Origin of the sequence: Ruegeria profundi, assembly GCF_020171505.1 — a bacterium.
Taxonomy (GTDB): Bacteria; Pseudomonadota; Alphaproteobacteria; order Rhodobacterales; family Rhodobacteraceae; genus Ruegeria; species Ruegeria profundi.
Genome location: NZ_JAIUZS010000001.1, coordinates 958211 through 980405 on the forward strand (window position 1 = coordinate 958211; position 22195 = coordinate 980405).

General features: G+C 59.2%; 17 protein-coding genes. 9 read left to right on the forward strand and 8 right to left on the reverse strand.

Annotated elements, in window-relative coordinates; all coding sequences use genetic code 11:
- The first annotated feature begins 181 nt into the window (after positions 1-181).
- From hrpB to LCM21_RS04660, 3 genes are all read left to right on the forward strand, one after another.
- Positions 182-2623, forward strand: coding sequence for an ATP-dependent helicase HrpB (gene hrpB / locus LCM21_RS04650; protein WP_224889721.1), 2442 nt, complete (start codon positions 182-184; stop codon positions 2621-2623).
- Positions 2624-2733: 110 nt separating this feature from the next.
- Positions 2734-3192 (forward strand): NUDIX hydrolase, encoded by a 459-nt coding sequence (locus LCM21_RS04655; protein WP_224889526.1) that lies wholly within the window; start codon positions 2734-2736, stop codon positions 3190-3192.
- A 92-nt stretch (positions 3193-3284) separates the two neighbouring features.
- Positions 3285-4763 (forward strand): inorganic phosphate transporter, encoded by a 1479-nt coding sequence (locus LCM21_RS04660; RefSeq protein ID WP_068337521.1) that lies wholly within the window; start codon positions 3285-3287, stop codon positions 4761-4763.
- A gap of 5 nt (positions 4764-4768) precedes the next feature.
- Here LCM21_RS04660 and LCM21_RS04665 read toward each other — a convergent pair whose 3' ends face one another.
- The gene (locus tag LCM21_RS04665) at positions 4769-5743 is read right to left on the reverse strand and encodes a 2-dehydropantoate 2-reductase (RefSeq protein WP_224889527.1); all 975 of its coding nucleotides are present in this window, start codon (positions 5741-5743) and stop codon (positions 4769-4771) included.
- A 66-nt stretch (positions 5744-5809) separates the two neighbouring features.
- On the reverse strand, positions 5810-6772 hold the full coding sequence (locus LCM21_RS04670) for a pirin family protein (RefSeq protein ID WP_224889528.1): 963 nt from the start codon (positions 6770-6772) through the stop codon (positions 5810-5812).
- A gap of 303 nt (positions 6773-7075) precedes the next feature.
- Between LCM21_RS04670 and LCM21_RS04675 the strand changes: the two genes are divergently transcribed.
- Positions 7076-7531 (forward strand): peptidase associated/transthyretin-like domain-containing protein, encoded by a 456-nt coding sequence (locus tag LCM21_RS04675; RefSeq protein WP_404818115.1) that lies wholly within the window; start codon positions 7076-7078, stop codon positions 7529-7531.
- A 5-nt stretch (positions 7532-7536) separates the two neighbouring features.
- The gene (locus LCM21_RS04680; RefSeq protein ID WP_224889530.1) at positions 7537-8136 is read left to right on the forward strand and encodes a ferric reductase-like transmembrane domain-containing protein; all 600 of its coding nucleotides are present in this window, start codon (positions 7537-7539) and stop codon (positions 8134-8136) included.
- Here LCM21_RS04680 and argF read toward each other — a convergent pair.
- Positions 8133-9059, reverse strand: coding sequence for an ornithine carbamoyltransferase (gene argF / locus LCM21_RS04685; protein WP_068337529.1), 927 nt, complete (start codon positions 9057-9059; stop codon positions 8133-8135). The two genes, LCM21_RS04680 and argF, sit on opposite strands and share 4 nt — an antisense overlap.
- A gap of 57 nt (positions 9060-9116) precedes the next feature.
- Positions 9117-10304, reverse strand: a complete 1188-nt coding sequence (locus LCM21_RS04690; RefSeq protein ID WP_224889531.1) for an aspartate aminotransferase family protein — start codon at positions 10302-10304, stop codon at positions 9117-9119.
- A gap of 292 nt (positions 10305-10596) precedes the next feature.
- Here LCM21_RS04690 and LCM21_RS04695 point away from each other — a divergent pair, with 292 nt between their 5' ends.
- The gene (locus LCM21_RS04695; RefSeq protein WP_224889532.1) at positions 10597-11478 is read left to right on the forward strand and encodes a DMT family transporter; all 882 of its coding nucleotides are present in this window, start codon (positions 10597-10599) and stop codon (positions 11476-11478) included.
- A gap of 55 nt (positions 11479-11533) precedes the next feature.
- Here the strand turns inward: LCM21_RS04695 and LCM21_RS04700 are convergent, their stop codons facing one another.
- The gene (locus LCM21_RS04700; protein WP_224889533.1) at positions 11534-12337 is read right to left on the reverse strand and encodes an ABC transporter permease; all 804 of its coding nucleotides are present in this window, start codon (positions 12335-12337) and stop codon (positions 11534-11536) included.
- Positions 12338-12463: 126 nt separating this feature from the next.
- On the opposite strand from LCM21_RS04700, the gene LCM21_RS04705 reads away from it, so the two are divergent.
- On the forward strand, positions 12464-13033 hold the full coding sequence (locus tag LCM21_RS04705) for a GcrA family cell cycle regulator (RefSeq protein WP_224889722.1): 570 nt from the start codon (positions 12464-12466) through the stop codon (positions 13031-13033).
- Positions 13034-13271: 238 nt separating this feature from the next.
- Here the strand turns inward: LCM21_RS04705 and LCM21_RS04710 are convergent, their stop codons facing one another.
- Positions 13272-14348, reverse strand: coding sequence for a DUF2235 domain-containing protein (locus LCM21_RS04710; RefSeq protein WP_224889534.1), 1077 nt, complete (start codon positions 14346-14348; stop codon positions 13272-13274).
- The gene (locus tag LCM21_RS04715) at positions 14326-16617 is read right to left on the reverse strand and encodes a xanthine dehydrogenase family protein molybdopterin-binding subunit (RefSeq protein WP_224889535.1); all 2292 of its coding nucleotides are present in this window, start codon (positions 16615-16617) and stop codon (positions 14326-14328) included. Before LCM21_RS04715 ends, LCM21_RS04710 begins: the two co-directional genes overlap by 23 nt.
- Positions 16618-16758: 141 nt before the next feature.
- Here LCM21_RS04715 and LCM21_RS04720 point away from each other — a divergent pair, with 141 nt between their 5' ends.
- Positions 16759-19905, forward strand: a complete 3147-nt coding sequence (locus LCM21_RS04720) for a valine--tRNA ligase (protein WP_224889536.1) — start codon at positions 16759-16761, stop codon at positions 19903-19905.
- A gap of 283 nt (positions 19906-20188) precedes the next feature.
- Here LCM21_RS04720 and LCM21_RS04725 read toward each other — a convergent pair whose 3' ends face one another.
- On the reverse strand, positions 20189-20971 hold the full coding sequence (locus LCM21_RS04725; RefSeq protein WP_224889537.1) for a crotonase/enoyl-CoA hydratase family protein: 783 nt from the start codon (positions 20969-20971) through the stop codon (positions 20189-20191).
- Between the two features lie 115 nt (positions 20972-21086).
- On the opposite strand from LCM21_RS04725, the gene LCM21_RS04730 reads away from it, so the two are divergent.
- The gene (locus tag LCM21_RS04730; protein ID WP_224889723.1) at positions 21087-22187 is read left to right on the forward strand and encodes a pyridoxal phosphate-dependent aminotransferase; all 1101 of its coding nucleotides are present in this window, start codon (positions 21087-21089) and stop codon (positions 22185-22187) included.
- Positions 22188-22195: the final 8 nt, after the last annotated feature.

The window sequence follows — 22195 nt, forward strand, 5'->3', positions numbered from 1 at the left end:
TATCGTGTTTGTCCAGACCGTTTGGGAAATGCGCCAGATGTCCCCATTCGCCCACAAGACTCGCTTCTTATTCCTTATTGTCCCATCTTGGCATTGCGCTTGTTCGCAAACCGTGCGTGAGCTTGGCGCTGCGCCGATTGCGGAACTGGACCTTGCCGGACGGTTGGCAGATAAAGCCCGCATGACACGCCTGCCGATCGACGACGCAATCCCAGAGTTACTTGCCGCCCTAAAGGCTTCGGGCCGCGCTGTGCTTCAGGCGCCTCCGGGCGCGGGCAAAACGACACGCGTACCTCTGGCAATGCTTGAAGCGGGTTTGTGCGATGGCAAGATCGTGATGCTGGAGCCGCGCAGGCTGGCCGCGCGCGCCGCCGCCGAGCGTATGGCCGAAACTCTGGGTCAACGTGCAGGCGAAACAGTCGGCTATCGCGTGCGCGGCGACGCGAAACTGTCCAAAGCAACCCGGATCGAGGTTGTGACCGAGGGCATTTTGACCCGGATGCTCCAATCGGAGCCTGACCTGCCCGGTGTTGGCGCGGTGATCTTCGATGAATTCCACGAACGCTCTTTGAACGCGGATCTGGGGCTGGCCCTGTGTTTGGAAGTCACAGGTGCGCTGCGCGATGATTTGATGCTGTTGGCGATGTCCGCGACGCTGGATGCGGAGCCCGTCGGTCGGTTGATGGACGCGCCGCTGATCACGTCCGAGGGCCGCAGTTTCCCGGTTGAAACGCGTTGGTTAGACCGGCCCTTAGGCGTTCAAGCGCGGCGTCTGGACGCGCTGGTCGATCTGGTCGTTCGCGCCGAGCGGGAAACGCGCGACACGGGTGGCAGCATGCTGGTGTTCCTACCCGGTGAGGGCGAAATCCGCCGGGCCGAAGGTGCTTTGTCCGGACTGTTGCCAGCGGAGTGCACGGTGCACCCCCTGTTCGGAGCGATGCCTTTTGCTGCCCAGCGCGCCGCGATTGCGCCGGTGGAACGCGGTCGCAAACTGGTGCTGGCCACATCGATTGCGGAAACCTCACTTACCATTCCCGACATCCGGGTCGTGGTCGACATGGGGCAAGCCCGGCGCGCGCGGTTCGATCCGGGATCTGGCATGTCGCGCCTTGTGACCGAACGGGTGACACGGGCCGAGGCGACGCAGCGCGCAGGCCGCGCCGGTCGTGTTGCAGAAGGGGTGGGTTACCGCTTGTGGTCCAAAGGAGAGGAAGGCGCGCTTGCCGCCTACCCGCCCGCCGAAATTGAGGCAGCAGACCTGACCGGGCTGGCCTTGGAACTTGCGCTATGGGGTGCGGAACCCTGCGATCTGGCGTTCCTGACATCCCCACCCGAAGCCACAATGGCCGAAGCCAAGGCGCTGCTTGCCATGCTGGGCGCGCTGGACGCCAAAGGGCGGATCACCAACCACGGGCGCGCTCTTGCGGCGCTGCCTTTGCATCCGCGACTGGCACACATGCTTGAACACGCAGGACCTAATGCTGCGCCTTTAGCCGCGCTCATGGCTGAACGCGACCCGTTGAAAGCAGCACCAGCGGATATATTGCTGCGGCTCGAGGCCCTTCGCAACCCGCAAGCGTTTCAACGCAACCGCGTCTGGCAGCTGAACACCGGCGTCGCGGACCGCATAAAGGCCGAAGCCAAGCGTTTGCGCACCAAAGGGGACGCGAGCGATCTAGGCCCCGCCGCGATGGCCGCACTGGCCTATCCCGACCGCATCGGACAACGGCGCAAGGGCGACACGCCCCGTTACGTTCTGTCTGGCGGAAAAGGTGTGGTACTGGACAGCGGCGATACCCTCGCCGCCGCGCCCTATCTGGTGGTCACGGATACAGACGGCAACCCACGCGAAGCCCGTGTGCGCATGGCCGCACAAATATCGGAAGGCGAAATCCGAGACTTGTTCGCGGATCAGATCAACTGGGTAGACAGTTGTGAGTGGTCGAAACGCGACCGTCGCGTGGTGGCGCGCAAACAGGAAAGGCTGGGCGCGATCACTCTGAGTGACCGCATCTGGAAAGACGTACCCGACGAGATGGTCGCGCAGGCCATGCTGGATGGCGTTCGCGATCTGGGATTGCGGCTGGACGGGGCAGCGGCACGGCTGGCGGCTCGGGTAGAACTGATACGGGCCGAAGGGGCGGACCTGCCTGAATTTACGACCGAAGGGTTGATGGAAACACTCGAGGATTGGCTGCTACCCATGCTGTCCGGTGTGCGCAATGCCGAGGACTGGAAACGCTTTGATCTGCTACCCGCCTTGCGCGCGCGGCTGGACTGGACCCAGATGCAAGAGTTGGACCGCCGCGCACCGGGGTCGTTTGAAACGCCCTTGGGGCGCAAAGTGGCGATCGACTATAGCGGCGCGGTGCCTGAGATCTCGGTGCGTCTGCAAGAGTTGTTCGGTGTCACACAGCATCCGATTGTGGGGGGCGAGGCACTGAAGATCACCCTGCTGTCTCCGGCACAGCGCCCGATCCAAATCACCCGCGACCTGCCCGGGTTCTGGGCGGGAACCTATGCTGACGTCCGAAAGGATATGCGCGCGCAATACCCCAAACACCCCTGGCCCGAAGACCCGACACAGGCCGATCCGACATTGCGGGCAAAAAGGCGGGGATAGTCTCGCAACTCATTGCAAAACGGTCTGTTTTTAAGGGGTGGTTGAAATACCCCTTTTCAACTGTAAGTTCACCATCACGTGCACTCGGTGGCAAAAGTTCAAACTCATCAATGTCGACATGGTATCAAAAAATCTGGCAAGAGGTGGCGCGGCCTGTTCTCCGACGCCCCCCTCGGGTGCAGTTCGCAGCCATATGCACGCGCGACACGCCGAACGGGCCCGAGGTGCTGTTGATCACCAGCCGCGACACGGGGCGTTGGGTCATTCCCAAGGGCTGGCCAATTAACGGAAAAGACGGAGCCGAAACCGCGCAACACGAAGCCTGGGAAGAGGCTGGGGTGCAGCCGGATCACTTGGATCGTACCTCAATCGGTCATTTCAGCTATGACAAGGTTATGGACGACGGCTCGTCCATTCCGGTGCACACCAACGTGTATCGCATACGTGTCAAAGGGCTGGCTGAGAACTACCCCGAGGCAGGACAGCGAGACCGGCGCTGGTTTCCCCCGCAACAGGCGGCTGAACTGGTCCGCGAACCGGAACTGAGCGCGCTTCTTCAGCAATTGTAACGCTTTGGCAACAACTCTTTGTGAGTCAGCTTGCCCCGTGTTTTGAAACCGGATACGCGCGCCACTTGATCCACGCCACCTAAAGAAATCTGATGTCGGACACACTTTCCAAAAAACGCTGGCAAGCTCTGGACAGCGATCTAAACCGCATTTCGCGGGTTGAAACTGCGAATTCACACATCGTGCGCCCGATTCTGGCCCCAGGTATTGCGCTGGCTTTCATCGCCTTGGCCGGATTGTCGGCTGCGGTCTTTTTCGGGCAGGCAAATGGCGGTTTGATCGTCGTCGCTGCGGCGGTCTTTGGGGCCTACATGGCGATCAATATCGGCGCCAACGATGTTGCCAACAACATGGGGCCAGCCGTTGGCGCCAATGCCCTGACCATGGGCGGCGCGATCGTCATCGCCGCAATCGCAGAAAGCGCAGGGGCCTTGCTTGCCGGTGGGGACGTGGTCTCGACCATTTCTAAAGGAATTATCGACCCGGCCTCTGTTCAGGACAGCTCTGTGTTCATCTGGGCCATGATGTCCGCACTGATTTCCTCGGCCATGTGGGTCAATATCGCGACGTGGTTTGGCGCACCGGTATCGACCACCCATTCTGTTGTGGGCGGCGTGGTCGGTGCAGGTATCGCCGCTGCGGGGCTGAGCGCGGTAAGTTGGGGAACCATGAGCGCGATTGCCGCCAGCTGGGTGATCTCGCCCGTCTTGGGCGGTGTTATTGCAGCGATGTTTCTGGCGTTGATCAATGCAAAAATCCAGTATCAGGACGACAAGATTGCCGCGGCCCGGCGGTGGGTTCCGATCCTTGTGGCCGTTATGGCAGGTGCATTTGCAACCTATCTGTCCGTCAAAGGACTGAAACGTATCGTGAAGATCGATCTTGAGGTGGCGCTGATGATCGGGCTGGCGTTTGGAGTGTTGGCGTGGTCAGTGACGGTGCCATGGGTGCGGCGCAAGTCCGAAGGGCTGGAAAACCGCACCAAGTCATTGAAAACGCTGTTCGGCTTGCCCTTGATCATTTCGGCGACGTTCCTCAGTTTCGCACATGGCGCGAATGATGTCGCCAACGCCGTTGGCCCGTTGGCCGCAATCGTACACGCGGCCGAGTTTGGCGACTTCGCTTCGAAAGTGTCGATCCCTACATGGGTCATGGTTATCGGAGCGTTTGGTATTTCATTTGGTCTGTTTCTTTTTGGCCCGAAGCTCATAAAAATGGTGGGCAGCCAGATCACCAAGCTGAACCCGATGCGCGCATTTTGCGTGGCCCTTTCGGCAGCAATCACCGTGATCGTGGCCAGCTGGCTGGGCCTGCCCGTCAGTTCAACCCACATCGCCGTTGGTGCCGTGTTCGGCGTTGGGTTCTATCGCGAATGGCATTCGGACCAGCGTTGGAAACAGTCAAACCGTCAACGCCCGCCTGAACAGCGTCTGGCGCGCGAAGAACATCAACGTCGCAAGCTGGTGCGTCGCTCGCATTTCATGACTATCGTCGCGGCCTGGGTCGTCACGGTTCCTGCTGCGGCGGCGATGTCGGCGGCAATTTTCGTGTTTCTTACGGCTTTTGTCTGACACCCCTAGGGTGCTATTTGGTCCGGTGACAGCGCAGCCTCTGGTGCCTGCTTGATCAGGGCGCTGACCTTGGCACAGATCGGTGTCGCGACGCCAAACTGTTGGCCCAGACGCATGATTTCTCCTTGCAGGCTGTCGATTTCGGTCGGACGGCCTGCCAATAAATCATACGACATTGAGGTGCGTGCGCTTGGGTCGATAGTCAACATGCGCGCCGCTATGCGGGAAAAGACAGGCGTCGGCAGGCGCAGGATGTATGGCGTCATCCACGCTGGCAGCGGCGTGGTCGACGCGACAGGATGGCCAGCTGCCTTGAGAACGGACAAAGCTTCGGACATTTGATCTGCCATAAGCCGACGCCAATTCCGGTCCAGCAGTTGCTTCTTCAAGGTCAATCCCGACAGCGCGTTCAGCGCGTTGTTGAGGTTTATCAGCAGCTTACCCCACTGGACGGCGTCAATCGTGTCGCTCTCTACGATTGGTAGGTCAGTGCAGCCCAGCTTTTGAGCTAACGCTCCGGGGCCGCTTTGGATGACGATTTCACCAGAGGTGGCACGGTGAAAACAAGCCGGTTCAGCCGGTACAACATTGAACGGCACCATCCCGGCACGGACATCATGATCCGGCAATATCGACCGTAGACAGCGCGCGTTGTCCATCCCGTTTTGCCAGGACAGGACCGGCGTGGAAAGCGGGGTGTGTTGAGCAATCAATGTGGCCATGTCTGGCGTCGCACCGGCCTTGACGGTCACGATAACCACATCTGCATGTCCAAAGCATCTGGCGTCTTCAGTCAGGGTAAGGTCCTGCGCGGCCACGTTTCGCAACAGGCCAGAGAAATCCGTCACCGTCAGCCCCTTGTCGCGGATGGGATCCAGAATGCGGCTGCGGCCTAACAGCGTGACCCTGTGCCCTGAAGACGCCAACAGAGCACCGCAATAGCATCCTATGCTGCCCGCCCCCGCGATCACAATCCTCATGGCAACCCTCCGCACCTAAAAGGATCGCTGTCTAAGGGGTCAGGGGCAAGCCCCCCTGACGCGTGGTCAGCGCGCCAACCTCGGGCTGGTCCGCTCCAGCTCTTTCGAAATCGGGATGTATTCCTCATCATCGCCCGGTGGCAAATGAAAAGCGCCATTCGCCCAATCCGCAGTTTTCCATTCGCGCGTGGCCGCCTCGATCTTTTCTTTAGAGGATGACACGAAATTCCACCAGATGTAGCGATCTTCGTTCATGGTCGCGCCGCCCAGCAACATCAGGCGCGCCCCCGCTGGTCCGGCTTTTACCGAAAGGGGATCACCGGGGCGGAACACCATCATCCTTCCCTCGTCAAATGTATCACCTGCAATTTCGACCGAGCCCTGCGTGACATAAACCCCGCGGTCTTCGTGGTCGTCTGGCAGGGGAAAGGACGCGCCCGGGTCAAGCTGTACGTCCAGATAAAAGGTTTCCGACAGCATCGTTACCGGGCTGGATTCACCATAGGCCGACCCCAAGATCAGCCGGGCGCTGACACCGGAGTCCTCAATGTGCGGCAACGCAGCCTGTTTGTGATGCTCGAAGTCCGGCGCCATATCCTCATGCGCTTCGGGCAGCGCGATCCAGGTCTGGATGCCAAACAGGCTGTGCTTTGTGCTGCGGGTTTCTGCACTTGTGCGCTCGGAATGGGTCACGCCGCGCCCGGCAACCATCCAGTTAACCTCGCCGGGGTAAATCATCTGATGCGTGCCCAGACTGTCGCGGTGCTCAAACTCACCTTGGTAAAGATAAGTGACCGTCCCGAGTCCGATATGCGGATGCGGGCGTACATCAATCCCGCCATCGGTGATAAATTCAGCCGGACCCATCTGGTCGAAGAAAATGAATGGTCCGACAAGCTGACGTTTGACCGAAGGCAATGCCCGGCGCACCTCGAACCCGCCCAGATCACGGGCGCGGGGAATGATCAAAGTATCCAACGCCGCATTTTCAGACAGGCATTCGGGGCTGTGGGTCGGATTCCAACTCATGACGTCACTCCTGCGATCAAATAGATGACTTACTGGTTTCGAAGTATAGAGCGTTTCGTTCGCAATGGCAGACGCAGCGGCGCACAATCGGAGTGCGGAGGTTTGGCGTTTGTGTGTATAGGCTCACCTGTTGCGGACATCCTGCCCGCGATAGGTCAAAGAAATTCAGCCAGGACGAGAATGATCACAGAACCGTGATCGTCAACTCGGAACTGATCTGAACCGTGCTATCGTTATACCCAAGCATGAATCCCTTCAGGAGGTTCCGTTATGACGCATCCACATTTTTCCCGCCGCTCGGTGATGGCCTTGGGCGGGGCAGTATTGGCCACCGGCAGCACGGGCCTGCTGCTGCCCGCGCGCGCAGCCGGATTGGCACCGACGCCATCCATGCGCGGGGGGGCAAACAACTACCGCCCTGGCGCACCAATCGTTGACCGGATCGGGGGCGGTGGGTTCTGGATGACGGGCACAGTCCGCCGCGCGGGTGACGGTGCCCCCCTGCCCGGCCAACGCATTCAGATATGGGCGCACACCACCGAAGGCCACGAACGTGACCCGCAAAGCCACGGCGCGACCCTGACTGATGCAAATGGTGAATTCCGGCTTGAGATGCCGCAAATCGTACCCGCCTTTGGGCAGCCACATGGTCACTTAGCCTATGACAGCGGAGATTTCGAAACCGTATTCCTGCGCCCGGTTATGGCCAGTTCCAAGGACCAGACCCTGGCGGCGCATTTTGTCCTGACACCTGCCTGACCTTCGTGATCCGGACCCTTGTGATCTGGGCGGTTGTGACCGCCGCCTTGGCGGTGCCGCTTGTTGCGGCGGCCTACAGCCCACTTTTGGCTTGGCGCGATCCGATCTACATCTTGGCCGGTTTCGCCGGAGTGCTGAGCATGGGGCTTTTGGTCCTGCAGCCCTTGCTGGCAGGGCGAGACCTGCCCGGGTTGACCCCCTTGGAAAGTCGTCACTGGCACAGATGGGTCGGCGTCACGCTGGTCATCACCATTTTGACCCATGTGGCTGGGCTTTGGGTCACCAGCCCACCAGACGTGGTTGACGCGTTGCTTTTCGTCTCTCCCACACCGTTTTCAGCTTGGGGCGTTGTCGCAATGTGGGCGGCATTTGCGGCCGCCACGCTGGGAATATACCGACAACGTCTGGCCCTGCGGTTTCGGGTCTGGAGGTTGAGTCACACCGGGCTGGCCACCGTCACCATCATCGGCAGCGTTGTACATGCCATCTTGATCGAAGGCACGATGGAGGTCATGACCAAGACAGCTTTGTGCGCCTTGGCCGTGTTGGCAGCCGCCCGAACGCTGATCAGATTGCGCGTGTGGGATATCCGCCGTCGCAGTTAGACACCCAGACACCAGCGCATCACCGCCTTTTGCGCGTGCAAACGGTTTTCTGCCTCGTCAAAGATCACAGAGTTCGGTCCGTCCATGACCTCGGATGTCGCTTCCTCCTCGCGGTGCGCAGGCAAGCAGTGCATGAACAATGCGTCGGGTTTGGCATGTGACATCAGCTCGGAATTGACCTGATAGGGGCGCAGGAGGTTATGGCGGCGTTCCTTGGCAGATTGGGAATCGTGCATCGAGACCCAAGTGTCAGCGACCACAAGATCGGCGCCCTCAACGGCCTTGAACGGATCACGCTCAACCACGATCTTCGACCCTTTTTGACGGGCAAATCCCATGAATTCTTCCTCGGGGTCGAACTGCGCCGGGCCTGTGAAGGTCAGGTCAAAGCCGAACTGACCAGCCGCATGCAGGAATGAGGCGCAGACATTGTTCCCGTCGCCGGTCCAGACCACCTTCTTGCCTTTGATCGGCCCGCGATGTTCTTCGAATGTCAGAACATCCGCCATGATCTGGCACGGATGCGTACGATCCGTCAGGCCGTTGATGACCGGAACGTCAGAGTATTCCGCCATCTCTGTCAGGATGGTTTCGTCAAAGGTCCGGATCATGATCATGTCGACATAGCGCGACATCACGCGGGCCGTATCTGCAATCGTTTCACCGTGCCCCAGTTGCATATCCTTGCCGGACAGCACCATGGTCTGCCCACCCATCTGACGTACACCCACATCGAAGGACACGCGCGTCCGGGTCGAGGGCTTTTCAAAGATCAGCGCAACCATGCGGCCTTTTAGCGGCTGATCATCATCCGGTGCGGCCTTGGGGCGACCATGGCGGGCCATTTTCATTTCTCCGGCCGTGTTGATCATCGTGCGCAGATCGCCCGCGTCCGTTTTGTGGATATCAAGGAAATGGTTCATTTCGTTTCACTTCTGGCTATTGGTTGCCCGGGGACAAGGCCCCGGAACATCAAAAAATCAGGCGTCAGCAAGCTGGGCTTCGATCTGCTTGGCGGCTCTATCAAGGCGGATCATCGCCTGTGCGATGTCATCCTCGGTCAGTATCAACGGCGGCAGCAGCCGGATCACATTGTCCGCCGCAGGAACGGTGATGACTTCGTTGTCATAGCCTGCATTAACCACGTCAAGATTTGAGGCCTTGCACTTCAATCCCAGCATCAGACCCACGCCGCGAACCTCCTCAAAAACCTCGGGGTGATCAGCAACCAGACCTTCCAGTTTTTGACGCAGCAATCCCGCCTTGCGGCTCACGCCTTCAAGAAAAGCAGGGGTTGCGACCTGATCCAGAACCGCACAGCCCACGGCGCAGCCAAGAGGGTTTCCACCATAGGTCGACCCGTGCGTCCCAGCGGTCATACCGCTTGCGGCGATTTCGGTCGCAAGTACCGCGCCCAGCGGAAAGCCTCCGCCAATGCCCTTGGCGACCAGCATAATGTCCGGAGTGATCCCGGCCCATTCATGCGCAAACAGCTTGCCGGTCCGGCCCATGCCGCATTGTACCTCGTCAAGGATCAGTAGCAGCCCATTGTCATCGCAGATCTGGCGCAAAGCCTTCAATTCGGCATCTGGCACAGGGCGAATGCCGCCTTCGCCCTGAACCGGTTCGATCATGATCGCCGCGGTCTTTTCGGTGATGGCATTGGTGACGCCATCAAGATCGCCGAACGCGACATGCACGAAACCGGGCAGAAGCGGGCCAAAACCCTTGGTCATCTTCTCGGACCCGGCTGCGGCGATACCTGCCGAAGACCGCCCATGGAACGATCCGTCGAAGGTAATGACCTCGACCCGCTCGGGCTGGCCTCTGTCATAGAAACACTTGCGGGCCATCTTCACCGCCAATTCGCAGGATTCAGTGCCGGAATTGGTGAAAAAGACAGTGTCGGCAAAGGTATGCTCGACCAGCTTGTCAGCCAGCGCTTGCTGCTGCGGGATATTATACAGGTTCGATACGTGCCACAGCGCGTGCGCCTGTTCCGTCAACGCATTCACCAGCGCCGGATGCGCATGGCCCAGCGCGTTCACCGCGATCCCGGCACCTAAGTCCAGAAAACGTCGGCCATCCGCCTCGGTCAGCCAAGCGCCTTCACCCTTTACGAATGTCAATGGCGCGCGGTTATAGGTCGGCAGAACGGACGGGATCATCGGATCATCCTTTTCAGATAAGTTAAGCCTTGTGAGTGATACACGAGGCCCATGTTCGTCAACAGATTTGGTGGGGTCTGCGCGGATTTACAGCGCGCAAGTGATCAAACAGGCCGGTTAAGCGGTCAGGCGTCGGCGCCGGAGGCGCAGGATATTTGCACGTTTGATCATGCGACGTTGTATAGCGGGGCACGCGCTCAGTGGAAACCCTGAAATTCACGTCAAGGAAGTTTCACGTGATATGCGGCATTTCCTGCTTGCCATTCCTTGCACAGTGACGCACCGCTGAGCCATGACTCCGGCACGACATAATCCCCCCCTCGCAGCTCTGCTGATCGTTTCCGCCAGCGCTTTTATCGCGGGCACAACTTTGCTGGCCAAAGCCTTGGGGACAGACACTCTGGGTCCGGCTTTGCATCCGATGCAAATCAGCCACGGGCGGTTTCTGTTCGCGTTTCTGGCGATCCTCGGCGCAGTCGGCGTACTACGCCCGCGTTTGAGCCGCCCGCATTGGGGTCTGCATATCGGACGGACCAGCTTTGGCTGGGCGGGGATCACGCTGATGTTTGCTTCGGTTGCGTTCATACCAATCGCGGACGCCACCGCGCTGTCGTTTCTGAATCCTGTCTTCGCCATGGTTTTGGCAATTCCGTTGCTCAAAGAGGGTGTGGGACCATGGCGCTGGCTGGCCGCTGCCGTGGCCCTGACCGGAGCGTTAATCCTGCTGCGACCAACGCCTGCCAGCTTCCAACCCGCGGCCTTGCTGGCTCTGACCGCAGCCGGGATGATCGGGATGGAGTTGATTTTCATCAAAAAGCTGTCCGGGCGTGAGAGGCCGATACAGATACTGCTGATCAACAACGCGATGGGGCTGACCATTGCCTCGATCGCGGTCAGCTTCGTGTTCCAGATGCCAACACCCCAACAATGGGCCGCTTTGGTGGGGATCGGCCTATTGATGGCCTGCGCGCAGGCTTGCTTTGTCAACGGGATGGCGCGGGCTGATGCATCTTTTGTGGCCCCAATCAGCTATGCCACGCTGATTTTTGCGGCCCTCTACGATTTTGCCGTGTTTGGCGTCATCCCGGACGCAATCAGCCAGCTTGGGTCAGCCGTCATTCTTGCTGGCGGCTTTATTCTTGTCTGGCGCGAAGCGCGTGTCAGAACCGCGTGAGCCGCGAGTTCCTCTGGCTCTCGGCCTAAAACCTCTCAGACCAAAACTTTGCGCCCTATGCCTTCAGCCGGTACCCCTTGCGCAACATCTGCCAGGTTACGGCGCAAATAGCCAAGGTCGCGCCACTGCATACTGCAATCCCCAAGCCCGGAGCGCTGTCGGACACTCCGATCATGCCATGACGCAATCCATCGATCAGGTAGAAAACCGGGTTCACATGGCTCAGGCGGTTCAGAATAGGCGGCAGCGCTTCGACCGAGTAAAACGTTCCAGACAAGAAGGCGAGCGGCGTGACGATAAAGTTGGTGATGGCCGCCATTTGATCGAACTTGTTGGCGAAAATCCCGGCAAAAAGACCCAGCGCGCCCATAAAGGCACCTCCGAGAATGACAAAAATTAATGCAATCAATGGGTTCTGCGGCACCAAGCCCAGCACCAGAGCAAGCGCAAGCGCGATAACAAAAGCGATCAGAACACCACGCGCGATCCCCCCGGCCAGATACCCTAGCAGGATTTCCAATGGCGAAAGCGGCGGCATCAGCGTGTCGACGATGTTTCCCTGCACCTTGGCGATCACCATCGAAGACGACGTGTTGGCAAACGCGTTCTGGATCACGGTCATCATCATGATGCCGGGCGCAAGGAAAGTCAGAAACGGCACGCCCATTACGTCAGCGCGGCTGGGGCCGATGGCGATGTTGAAAATCAGCAGAAATAACCCGGCAGCCACCAAAGGTGCCAACAGGGTTTGCGTCCATACCACCAAAAAGCGCTGGGTCTCGCGCTTGACCAGGGTGAACAGACCCATCCAGTTGACCGTTCCGAAACGGCGTTCGTTCTGCTCAAAGGGAATTTGCATCCTTGATCCTCAAACTGATTCGAAGACTGCTTGTAACTCGGTGCGCAGTGATTAGAATAGGGGGCTGATACGAATTCCCAAGGCGGTCCGAATCTGGGGCCGCTTTCCGCTTTTGAAAGGCAAATGATGTCCTGGACTGACGAGCGCGTAGAACTTTTGAAAAAGATGTGGGGCGAAGGCCAGTCGGCCAGCCAGATCGCCAAGGAACTGGGTGGCGTGACCCGCAACGCCGTGATCGGCAAGGTTCACCGTCTGGGCCTGTCGAACCGCGCCACAGGCGCGACCCCGGCCAAGTCGGAACCCAAGGAAAAACCGGCTCCTGCACCAAAGGCTGAGGCGAAGCCCAAACCCGCGCCAAAAACCGAACCGGCCCGCCCTGCCCCAACGGCTGAGGCGAAGCCCGCCGTACCCGCACGCCGCCAGATCATCCCGGCTGGTCAGCCGCTGCCGCCGCAGCCCTCGGCCAATGAGATCAGCCCCGAAGCGCTTGCCAAGGTCAACGAGATCGAGAAAAAGGCCAAAAAGCTGACGCTTATGGAACTGACGGAAAAGACATGCAAATGGCCCGTAGGCGACCCCGCAACCGAGGATTTCTGGTTCTGTGGACTGCCTGTTGAGCCCGGCAAACCCTATTGCGAGGCTCATGTTGGCGTTGCCTTCCAACCGATGAGTTCACGCCGCGACCGGCGTCGGTGATACCGGCGCCGAAGGTCAAAGCCGCAAACAAAAACATTGGTTCGATCACGTGAATCGCGACATGGCGCTGGCCTAACATCGGCCAGCACTTCATCGGTAGTTCCTGTGATGTTTAGTGCCATTCCGACGCATTCGGACAAAAGCCTATAGTTTCCGAGGTCCACAGGTCTTGGACGAATTGCACTTAAAGACAAGTGTTTCCATTCGGTGGACTAGGACCAAGGCCTTTTGGCGTGATCTATTGCGCGGGATGCGAAGGCACATCCGGCATCGGAACCCATCCCGGCAGTTCCTCTGGCGAAACCGAGTCGTGCAACCGCTCAGACCGGTCGCGGCCTATTGTGCGATGTTTACGCAGCAGAAAAATCTTACCCCAACCTCGCCACGTTCCAACTGACGGTCCAGCAGTCGAGGCGGGAAACCTGTGACGCCAATCTTCAGGCAGCGGCAGCCCGTGCCGCTCGGCCTTCTCTAACATCCAGATAAGTGAGATGTTGCTAAGCTGGCGCGCCTCTTCAAAACCGTTCAATTGCCCGCCGACATCGCCGTGCGTTCCCCGGAACCAGACCTGTTCAACGTGACCCTTGAAGTCAGGCGTGCATTTCCAAAGCACCGGCTCAAAAACTTCGCGCGTTTCGTCCAGCGCAATCGCGTGGTATCCGTGCCGGACGGCGGGGCCAAGCTCGTGATTGTGGAACGCATGCTTGTCCTCGGCCCAACGCCACAGCAGAGGCAGGCGCAGACCGAGCGCCTTGACCGTATCCCATACCCCAATCATCTCGATAGCAACCTCCGGGTGGCAGAACCGCTGGCGGAAAACCTGCGCTGCCATTCCGTCGGGATTGCATTCGTAGTGGCGATACGCCTGTTTGATGTTGCGCTCAGTCGCATGTTCCGCCTTGAGCAAGCCGATCATGTCAATCACGCCCGCAAGGCTGCGCACACCATAAGCACCGCGTGAATACCCGATAAAGAACACCCGATCGCCGGGTTTGTAGCGCGATGCGAGATACCCATAAGCTCGACGGATCTGTCGGTTGACACCGCGCCCCATCATTACATCAAGCGAGGATTTCCAGCTTTCCCATTGCACCCCTGCTTCGTAGAAAACCGAGACCTTGCTGCCCATCTCTTGACACAAGCGGAATGTCTGGCCGGCATGGGTTTCAAAACCCGGCTCAAGTGTCGACATTGTGCCGTCGAGGATAATGACATGACTAATAGGCTCGCGGTGCAGCGCCTCGGCCGAGTGTTCGGACCGCAGAGGCCGTCCGAGCCATCCCAGTACCTTTCTACTCAGCCGCGACAGATTCATGCGTCAGCATTTCCCAAACTCTGAGGGGTGTGAAGGGCATATCTGCCTGCCGCACCCCGTGTTCCCACAGCGCGTCCTGAACCGCGTTTGCCACGGCGGCCAGCGCGCCCACGGTGCCGGCCTCTCCACATCCCTTCATCCCCATCGGGTTGGACGTTGACGGAACCGGCGCCGAGGTAAACTTAATCATGGGTATCTCGGTGGCGCGAGGCAAGGCATAGTCCATCAACGAAGCCGTGAGCAGTTGCCCCTGAGCATCATGAACCACATGCTCGCTCAGCGCCTGACCGATACCCTGCGCAACACCGCCATGTACCTGACCTTTGGCCAGCATCGGGTTGATAAGGTTTCCGAAATCATCAACCACGGTATACCGGTCAACCCAAGTCTCACCCGTTTGAGGGTCAACAACCACCTCTGCAACATGGGCGCCATTGGGATAGCTGCGCGCGTCCAGCGTGATGCGCGCCTCATGCTTCATCAGGTCGGTGCGTCCATCGGCGCGCGCCATCTCGGCCGCCTCAGTCAATGTCGGTGTCAGGTTCGAACCCGGTGCGCGGAATGTTTCGTGATCAAAGCTCACCTCAGCCTCCTCCACCCCCATCTTATCGGCGAGATAAGGCGTGAATGCGGCGATCATGACGTCAACTGTGGCCAGCGTAGCTGTGCTCTGAACCGTGACCGAGCGCGAGCCCCCTGTCCCGCCGCCTTGGGGCAACTGATCGCTGTCCCCCTGAACGACAGTGATCTGATCCATCGGAATGCCCGTCTGATCCGACAGGAATTGGGCATAAACCGTTTCATGCCCTTGCCCATTCGACTGCGTCCCGACGTAAAGCTTCACGGTTCCATCCTCGCAGAACTCCACTTTTGCGTTCTCGGAGGGATCACCCAGAATACTTTCGATATAGTAACACAGACCTTGCCCCCGGGTCAGACCCCGCGCGGCATCAGCGGCCTTGCGGTCGGCAAAGCCCCGGGTTTGCTCGCCCGCGCGCGACAGGACCATATTGAAATCGCCAACGTCATAGGTCTCGCCGGTTGCGCTTTTGTACGGGAAGGCCTCGGGCCGGATGAAATTCTTGCGGCGCAGCTCCCATGGGTCGACGCCAAGCTCACGCGCGGCGCGGTCCATTGCCCGCTCAAGTACATATATCGCCTCGGGCCGACCCGCCCCACGATACGCGTCAACCTGCGTGGTGTTGGTATAAAAGCCCTCGACCCGCAGGAAAGTTGTCTGCACGTCGTAGACGCCCATCAAGACTTTGCTGAACAGACTGGTTTGGATCGCCTGCCCGAAATGGCTGTTATAGGCCCCTAGATTGACCTTGCTATGCACGCGATACGCAGTGACTTTGTGATCTGCGTCAAAAGCCAGTTCCGCCAGAGAGGTCAGATCACGACCGTGATGGTCTGACAGCATCGCCTCGGACCGGTCGGACATCCAATAAACGGGCCGGCCAAGTTTCATCGCGGCTGCGGCAACACAGAAATACTCGGGGTAAGGCATGGCTTTCATGCCAAACCCGCCGCCAACATCCGGGGTCGTGACACGGATGGAGTCAGGTTCCAGCTTCAGCTTCTGCGCCAATTGTCCACGCATGGCCCAGACACCCTGCCCGCCGTAAGCAAAGTGCAGCCGTCCGCCAGCCCAATGCGCCTGACACCCGCGCGGTTCAATAGACGTGACAATGACCCGGTTGTCGGCCACATCCAGCCGGACAGTATGGGCTGCATTCTGAAAGGCCGCCTCGGTGGCCGCCTCATCCCCCAAGCCCCAGTCAAACGCACGGTTGTCGGGCGCTTCGTCATGCAGCGGTTCACCACCACTAGCCAGATCTAGCTTGGCGGGCAGGTCTTCGGTTTCGATCCAGATCAGTTCAGCCGCATCGCGGGCCTGTGTTTGTGTTTCTGCGATCACCACGGCGACCGGCTCGCCAACAAAACGCACGCGGTCCTTGGCCAGCATATGCCGTTCCGGTGCTGCCGCCTTCGAGCCATCGCGGTTCGACAACCTCGTCGCGCTGAGAACAGTATCAATCCCGGCCTCTGCCAAATCGTCCAGCGCCATGACCAGCCGCACACCGTCCGCCTCACGCGCTGCGTCCAGATCCAGCGCCTTGATCCGTCCATGCGCGACCGGACTGCGAAAGAAGGCAGCATATAGCGCATCAGCGGGCACCGAGTCGTCGATATATTGCCCCTGCCCGGTCAGAAACCGCTGATCCTCGGTCCGTTTCATCGGCTGACTTTTTCCGAATTTTTCCATGGGTTGCTCCTGCGGCGGCCTGTAGGGGCGACATTAGGTTCCACCGGTTCAATGTCCAGAGGGTCCGCAAACCCTTCCCCTTCCTTTAAGCATTCGTTATTGCAGGCGCTGACCCAAGATTGATGACGCAGGACGCACCCCATGGCGATGGAAAAGACATTCAACGCGGCCGAGGCCGAGGCCCGCATCTACGAGGCCTGGGAACAGGCCGGAGCCTTCAAGGCAGGCGCGAACAAATCGCGCGACGAAAGCTTTACCGTCATGATCCCGCCGCCCAACGTGACGGGTGCCTTGCATGTGGGCCACGCGTTCAACAACACGTTGCAGGACATTCTGATCCGCTGGCACCGGATGCGCGGCTTTGACACGCTGTGGCAACCCGGTCAGGACCACGCGGGCATTGCCACGCAGATGCAGGTCGAAAAGATGCTGGCCGCCACGCAGCAGCCCGGTCGAACCGAGTTGGGTCGCGAAAAGTTCCTAGAAAAAGTCTGGGAGTGGAAGGGTGAATACGGCGGCACGATCATTGAGCAGCTAAAGCGTCTGGGTGCCTCTTGTGACTGGTCCCGCAATGCTTTCACCATGGCCGGTGCTGCGGGTGATCCGCGCACGGGGCATGAGAACTCGGCCAATTTCCACGATGCGGTGATCAAGGTCTTTGTCGATATGTACGAAAAGGGTTTGATCTATCGCGGCAAGCGACTGGTCAACTGGGACCCGCATTTCGAAACAGCAATCTCGGATCTGGAAGTCGAGAACATCGAAGTCTCGGGCCATATGTGGCACTTCAAATACCCGCTGGCCGGCGGTCAGACCTATACCTATGTCGAGAAGGATGAGGATGGGAATGTCATTCTTGAGGAAGAGCGCGACTATATCTCGATCGCCACGACGCGACCGGAAACCATGCTGGGTGACGGCGCGGTTGCGGTTCACCCGTCAGATGAACGTTACGCGCCAATTGTTGGTAAACTCTGCGAAATCCCGGTTGGCCCAAAAGAACATCGCCGTCAGATTCCGATCATCACCGATGAGTATCCCGATCCCGATTTCGGCTCGGGCGCGGTGAAGATCACCGGCGCGCATGACTTCAACGACAACATGGTCGCCAAGCGTGGCGGTATTCCGATGTACCGCCTGATGGACACCAAAGGCGCGATGCGGGCGGATGGCGCGCCCTATGCCGAAGCGGCAGGTTTGGCGCAGGACTATGCACGTGGGCGTGAATTTACCGAGAACGAAATCGACGCGATCAATTTGGTTCCCGATCACCTGCGTGGGCTCGATCGGTTCGAGGCGCGCGCGAAGGTGGTGGAAGAAATCACTGCGGACGGTCTGGCCGTGATGACCCGCGCGGATGACCCGCGACTGGGGTCGACCGCCTTGAAGCCGGATCACGAAGGCGCGGAGAAACTGGTGCCTCTGGTCGAGAGCAAACCGATTATGCAGCCCTTCGGCGACCGCTCGAAAGTTGTTATCGAGCCGATGTTCACCGACCAGTGGTTCGTCGACGCCGAAAAGGTTGTCGGACCCGCGCTGGATGCGGTCAAGGACGGCACGGTCAAGATCATCCCTGAATCGGGCGAGAAAACCTATTATCACTGGCTGGAAAACATCGAGCCTTGGTGCATCTCGCGCCAGCTGTGGTGGGGGCATCAGATTCCGGTTTGGTATGGGCCGAAGAAAGAAGAATTAGCTTCATGTCCAAAGGACACAGGTCGAACAGTAAACAACATTTCGGCTGGTAAACTATTCGTAGGGCCGACCGAGACTTCGATCTATCTTCAAGCGCAGAAGTACTACGGCTCCGATGTAGACATTGGGTTCTATTTTGATGGTTTGGACGAAAAGCGCGAGCCATCAGACAGGCTACCTGCGTATAGGTTTGGCGACAAAGCGGGCTTTCCACTTTTTAATGAGAAGAGAGAGAAGTTTGTTGCGACTGGAAAGTTTGCTCAGCTGACCCGCGACCCCGACGTTCTCGACACGTGGTTCTCGTCCGGCCTGTGGCCCATCGGCACGCTGGGCTGGCCCGAGGACACTGAGGAGATGCGCCGCTACTTCCCCACGGACGTTCTGATCACCGGCTTCGACATCCTGTTCTTCTGGGTCGCCCGGATGATGATGATGCAACTGGCCGTGGTCGATCAGATTCCGTTCCACACCGTCTACCTGCACCAGCTCGTCCGCGACGAGAAGGGCAAGAAGATGTCCAAGACCACGGGCAACGTCATTGACCCGCTTGAGATCGTGGACGAATTCGGTGCCGACGCGCTGAGGTTCACCAACGCCTCGATGGCCGCGATTGGCGGCGTGTTGAAACTGTCGCGCGAGCGCATCACCGGCTATCGGAATTTCGGCACCAAACTGTGGAATGCCGTCCGCTTTGCCGAGATGAACGAGGTCTTCACCGACGCCGTTCCTCAACTAGACGTGGCCGATCTGAAGCCTAAAGCCGCCGTGAATCGCTGGATCATCGGTGAAACCGCCCGCGTGCGCGAAGAGGTTGACGCGGCGCTGGAGAGCTATCGTTTCAACGATGCGGCCAACGGGCTGTATGCCTTTGTCTGGGGCAAGGTTTGCGATTGGTATGTGGAGCTGTCCAAGCCCCTGCTGCAAGGCGACGATACTGAGGCTCAGGCCGAGACACGCGCCACAATGCGCTGGGTTCTGGATCAGTGCATGGTCCTTCTGCACCCGATCATGCCCTTCATCACCGAGGAACTCTGGGGGCTGACCGGCAACCGCGCCAAAATGGTTGTCCACGCCGACTGGCCCACCTATGCCGCTGCCGACCTGATCGACGCCGATGCGGATCGCGAAATGAACTGGGTGATCTCGGTAATCGAAAACACCCGCTCGGCCCGTGCGCAAATGCGGGTTCCGGCTGGCCTCTATGTGCCGATGCTGGTTACCGAAATCGACGCCAACGGCCAAGCCGCATGGGACCGGAACGAAGCGCTGATCAAACGTCTCGCGAGGATCGACAGCCTGACCAAGGCCGACGAGCTGCCAAAAGGCACGATCTCAATCGCCGCGCCCGGTGCATCCTTCGGCCTGCCTTTGGCGGATATCATCGATATCGGCGCGGAAAAAGAGCGGCTGGAGAAAGCCAAGGGCAAGCTGGCCAAAGAACTTGGCGGGTTGCGCGGACGTCTGAACAACCCCAAATTCGTGGCTTCGGCCCCGGAGGAGGTGGTTGAGGAGGCCAAAGCCAACCTCGCCGCCCGAGAAGAGGAAGAGGCCAAGCTGAACGAGGCGCTGGCCCGTCTGGCCGAAATCGCCTGACCTTCTTTCATTCCACAGCAAAACACCCCCACCGCGCAGCCCCGCGGTGGGGGTTTTCTATTGTTTTCAACGCGTTCAGGAGCGTGCTATGCCCAGCCGTGCCGACGAAACTTAATGCGATCCCGGCATTGCCGCTGGGTATCGGATCATCGCACGGGCTGCTGTGCTTCCTCAGAAGGCGTAGAATCGCCAAAAGCTTGATGCTGCCGGAGGGGTTCAGGCTGCACTCACCAAATCCAACACATACAAGCGCCGTGGCGCGCGGCGAGACTTCCTGCGCTGACTACTTAAACTCAGGCTTTCGGCCCTGCATCTGCGCCATCACAACCTCCATCTGATCGGGTTGGCCGATCAACTCCACCTGTTCGCCAGATTCCGCCATAAGCACGTCTGCGCGCGAACTGGTTTCGGCCACCTCGATCAGGCGTTTCGCGGCACGAATTGCTGATGGGCTTTTGCCAGCAATGTCTTCGGCCAGCGCCTGCGCCTCGGTCAATGGGTCGTCCGAGAGTTTGGTGACCAATCCCCACTCGGCCGCCTGCTGCGCCCCGATTGGACGCGCAGTGTAGGTCAACAGGCGCAGCACGTCAGAGCGCACCAATTGCGGCAACAACACCATCCCACCCATGTCGGGGATGATGCCCCATTTCATCTCCATCACCGCCAGCTTGGCCTCGGGATGGGCAATGCGGATATCTGCCCCCAACGCAATTTGCAGACCACCGCCATAGGCCACGCCTTGAATGGCACAAATCACCGGCACTGGGATGCGACGCCAGATCAGGGCAAGCTCCTGCATCTCATTGGCGCCATTATGGCTGCGTTCCATCAGCCATTCGGTCGGGTCCATATGAGCCATTTTTGCGAAGCTCGCCATATCAAGCCCAGCGCAAAAACTTTTGCCTTCACCGGATAGTATGACGGCACGCGCGTCCGAAGCCTCAACCTCTTGTCCTGCTGACAGCAGGGCTTTGATCATCGCGTCATCCAGCGCGTTCATCTTGTCGCCGCGCGTCAAGGTGACATGTGCGATGTGATCTTTGTATTCGACGGATACGCGTGTCATGCGGCCCTCCAAGCTCCGGTTAGGCCAACTTTGCCCGGAAGCATTGGCAAGTTCCACCACAACGTCGGGGCAGCACATGGTTGCGTGTCCTGCGGCCATGCGTTTATTTCAGCGTATGACCAATCCACGCTACACCCCACTTGCCCTGTCGCTGCCCGCCACCGTGCCATTTGTCGGCCCCGAAACGCAGGAGCGGCAGCGTGGCGCGCCGTTCGTGGCACGTTTGGGCGCTAATGAGAGCGTTTTTGGCCCCTCACCCGGTGCAATCGAGGCGATGGCGGCAACGGGTATCTGGATGTACGGCGACCCCGAGAACCACGATCTGCGTCATGCGCTGGCGGATCATCACGGCGTTTCACCAGAAAATATCGTCGTCGGCGAAGGGATCGATGGCCTGTTGGGGTATCTTGTTCGGCTGCTCGTCGGGCCGGGCGATGCGGTTGTGACCTCGGACGGGGCGTACCCGACCTTCAACTACCATGTCGTCGGGTTTGGCGGCGTGTTGCACAAGGTGCCTTATCTGAATGATCACGAGGACCCCGTGGCGCTGTTTGCTAAGGCAGCTGAGGTGAACGCGAAGCTGATCTATCTCGCCAATCCCGACAACCCGATGGGCAGTTGGCATAGTGGCGCAGATATCGTCAAGGCGATGGAGGCATTACCCGAGGGCTGCCTTTTAGTGCTGGACGAGGCCTACGTGGAATGCGCGCCTGATGGTACGGCAGCACCGGTTTCACCGGATGACCGGCGTGTGATCCGGATGCGTACGTTTTCCAAGGTTTACGGCATGGCCGGTGCGCGGGTTGGTTATGCGATTGGCGCGCCGGGATTGATCGCAGCCTTCAACAAGGTGCGCAACCATTTCGGCATGAACCGGGCCGCGCAGGCAGGAGCTTTGGCAGCCCTACAAGATGCTGCATGGCTATCGCAGGTTCAGACTCAGATCAGTGCGGCACGAGAGCGGATCGCCGATATAGCTCGCGAAAACGGGCTGGTCCCTTTACCGTCAGCTACCAATTTTGTGGCAATTGATTGTGGGCGGGACGGTGCTTTTGCCAAGGCTGTTCTTGAGTCTCTGGTCGACCAGGGTGTCTTTGTACGCATGCCATTTGCCCCACCGCAGAACCGTTGCATCCGCGTGAGCTGTGGCAAAGCAGCGGATCTGGATGCTTTCGCCGCTGCACTGCCGAAAGCTTTGGAGGCTGCGAAAGCGTAGACTGACAG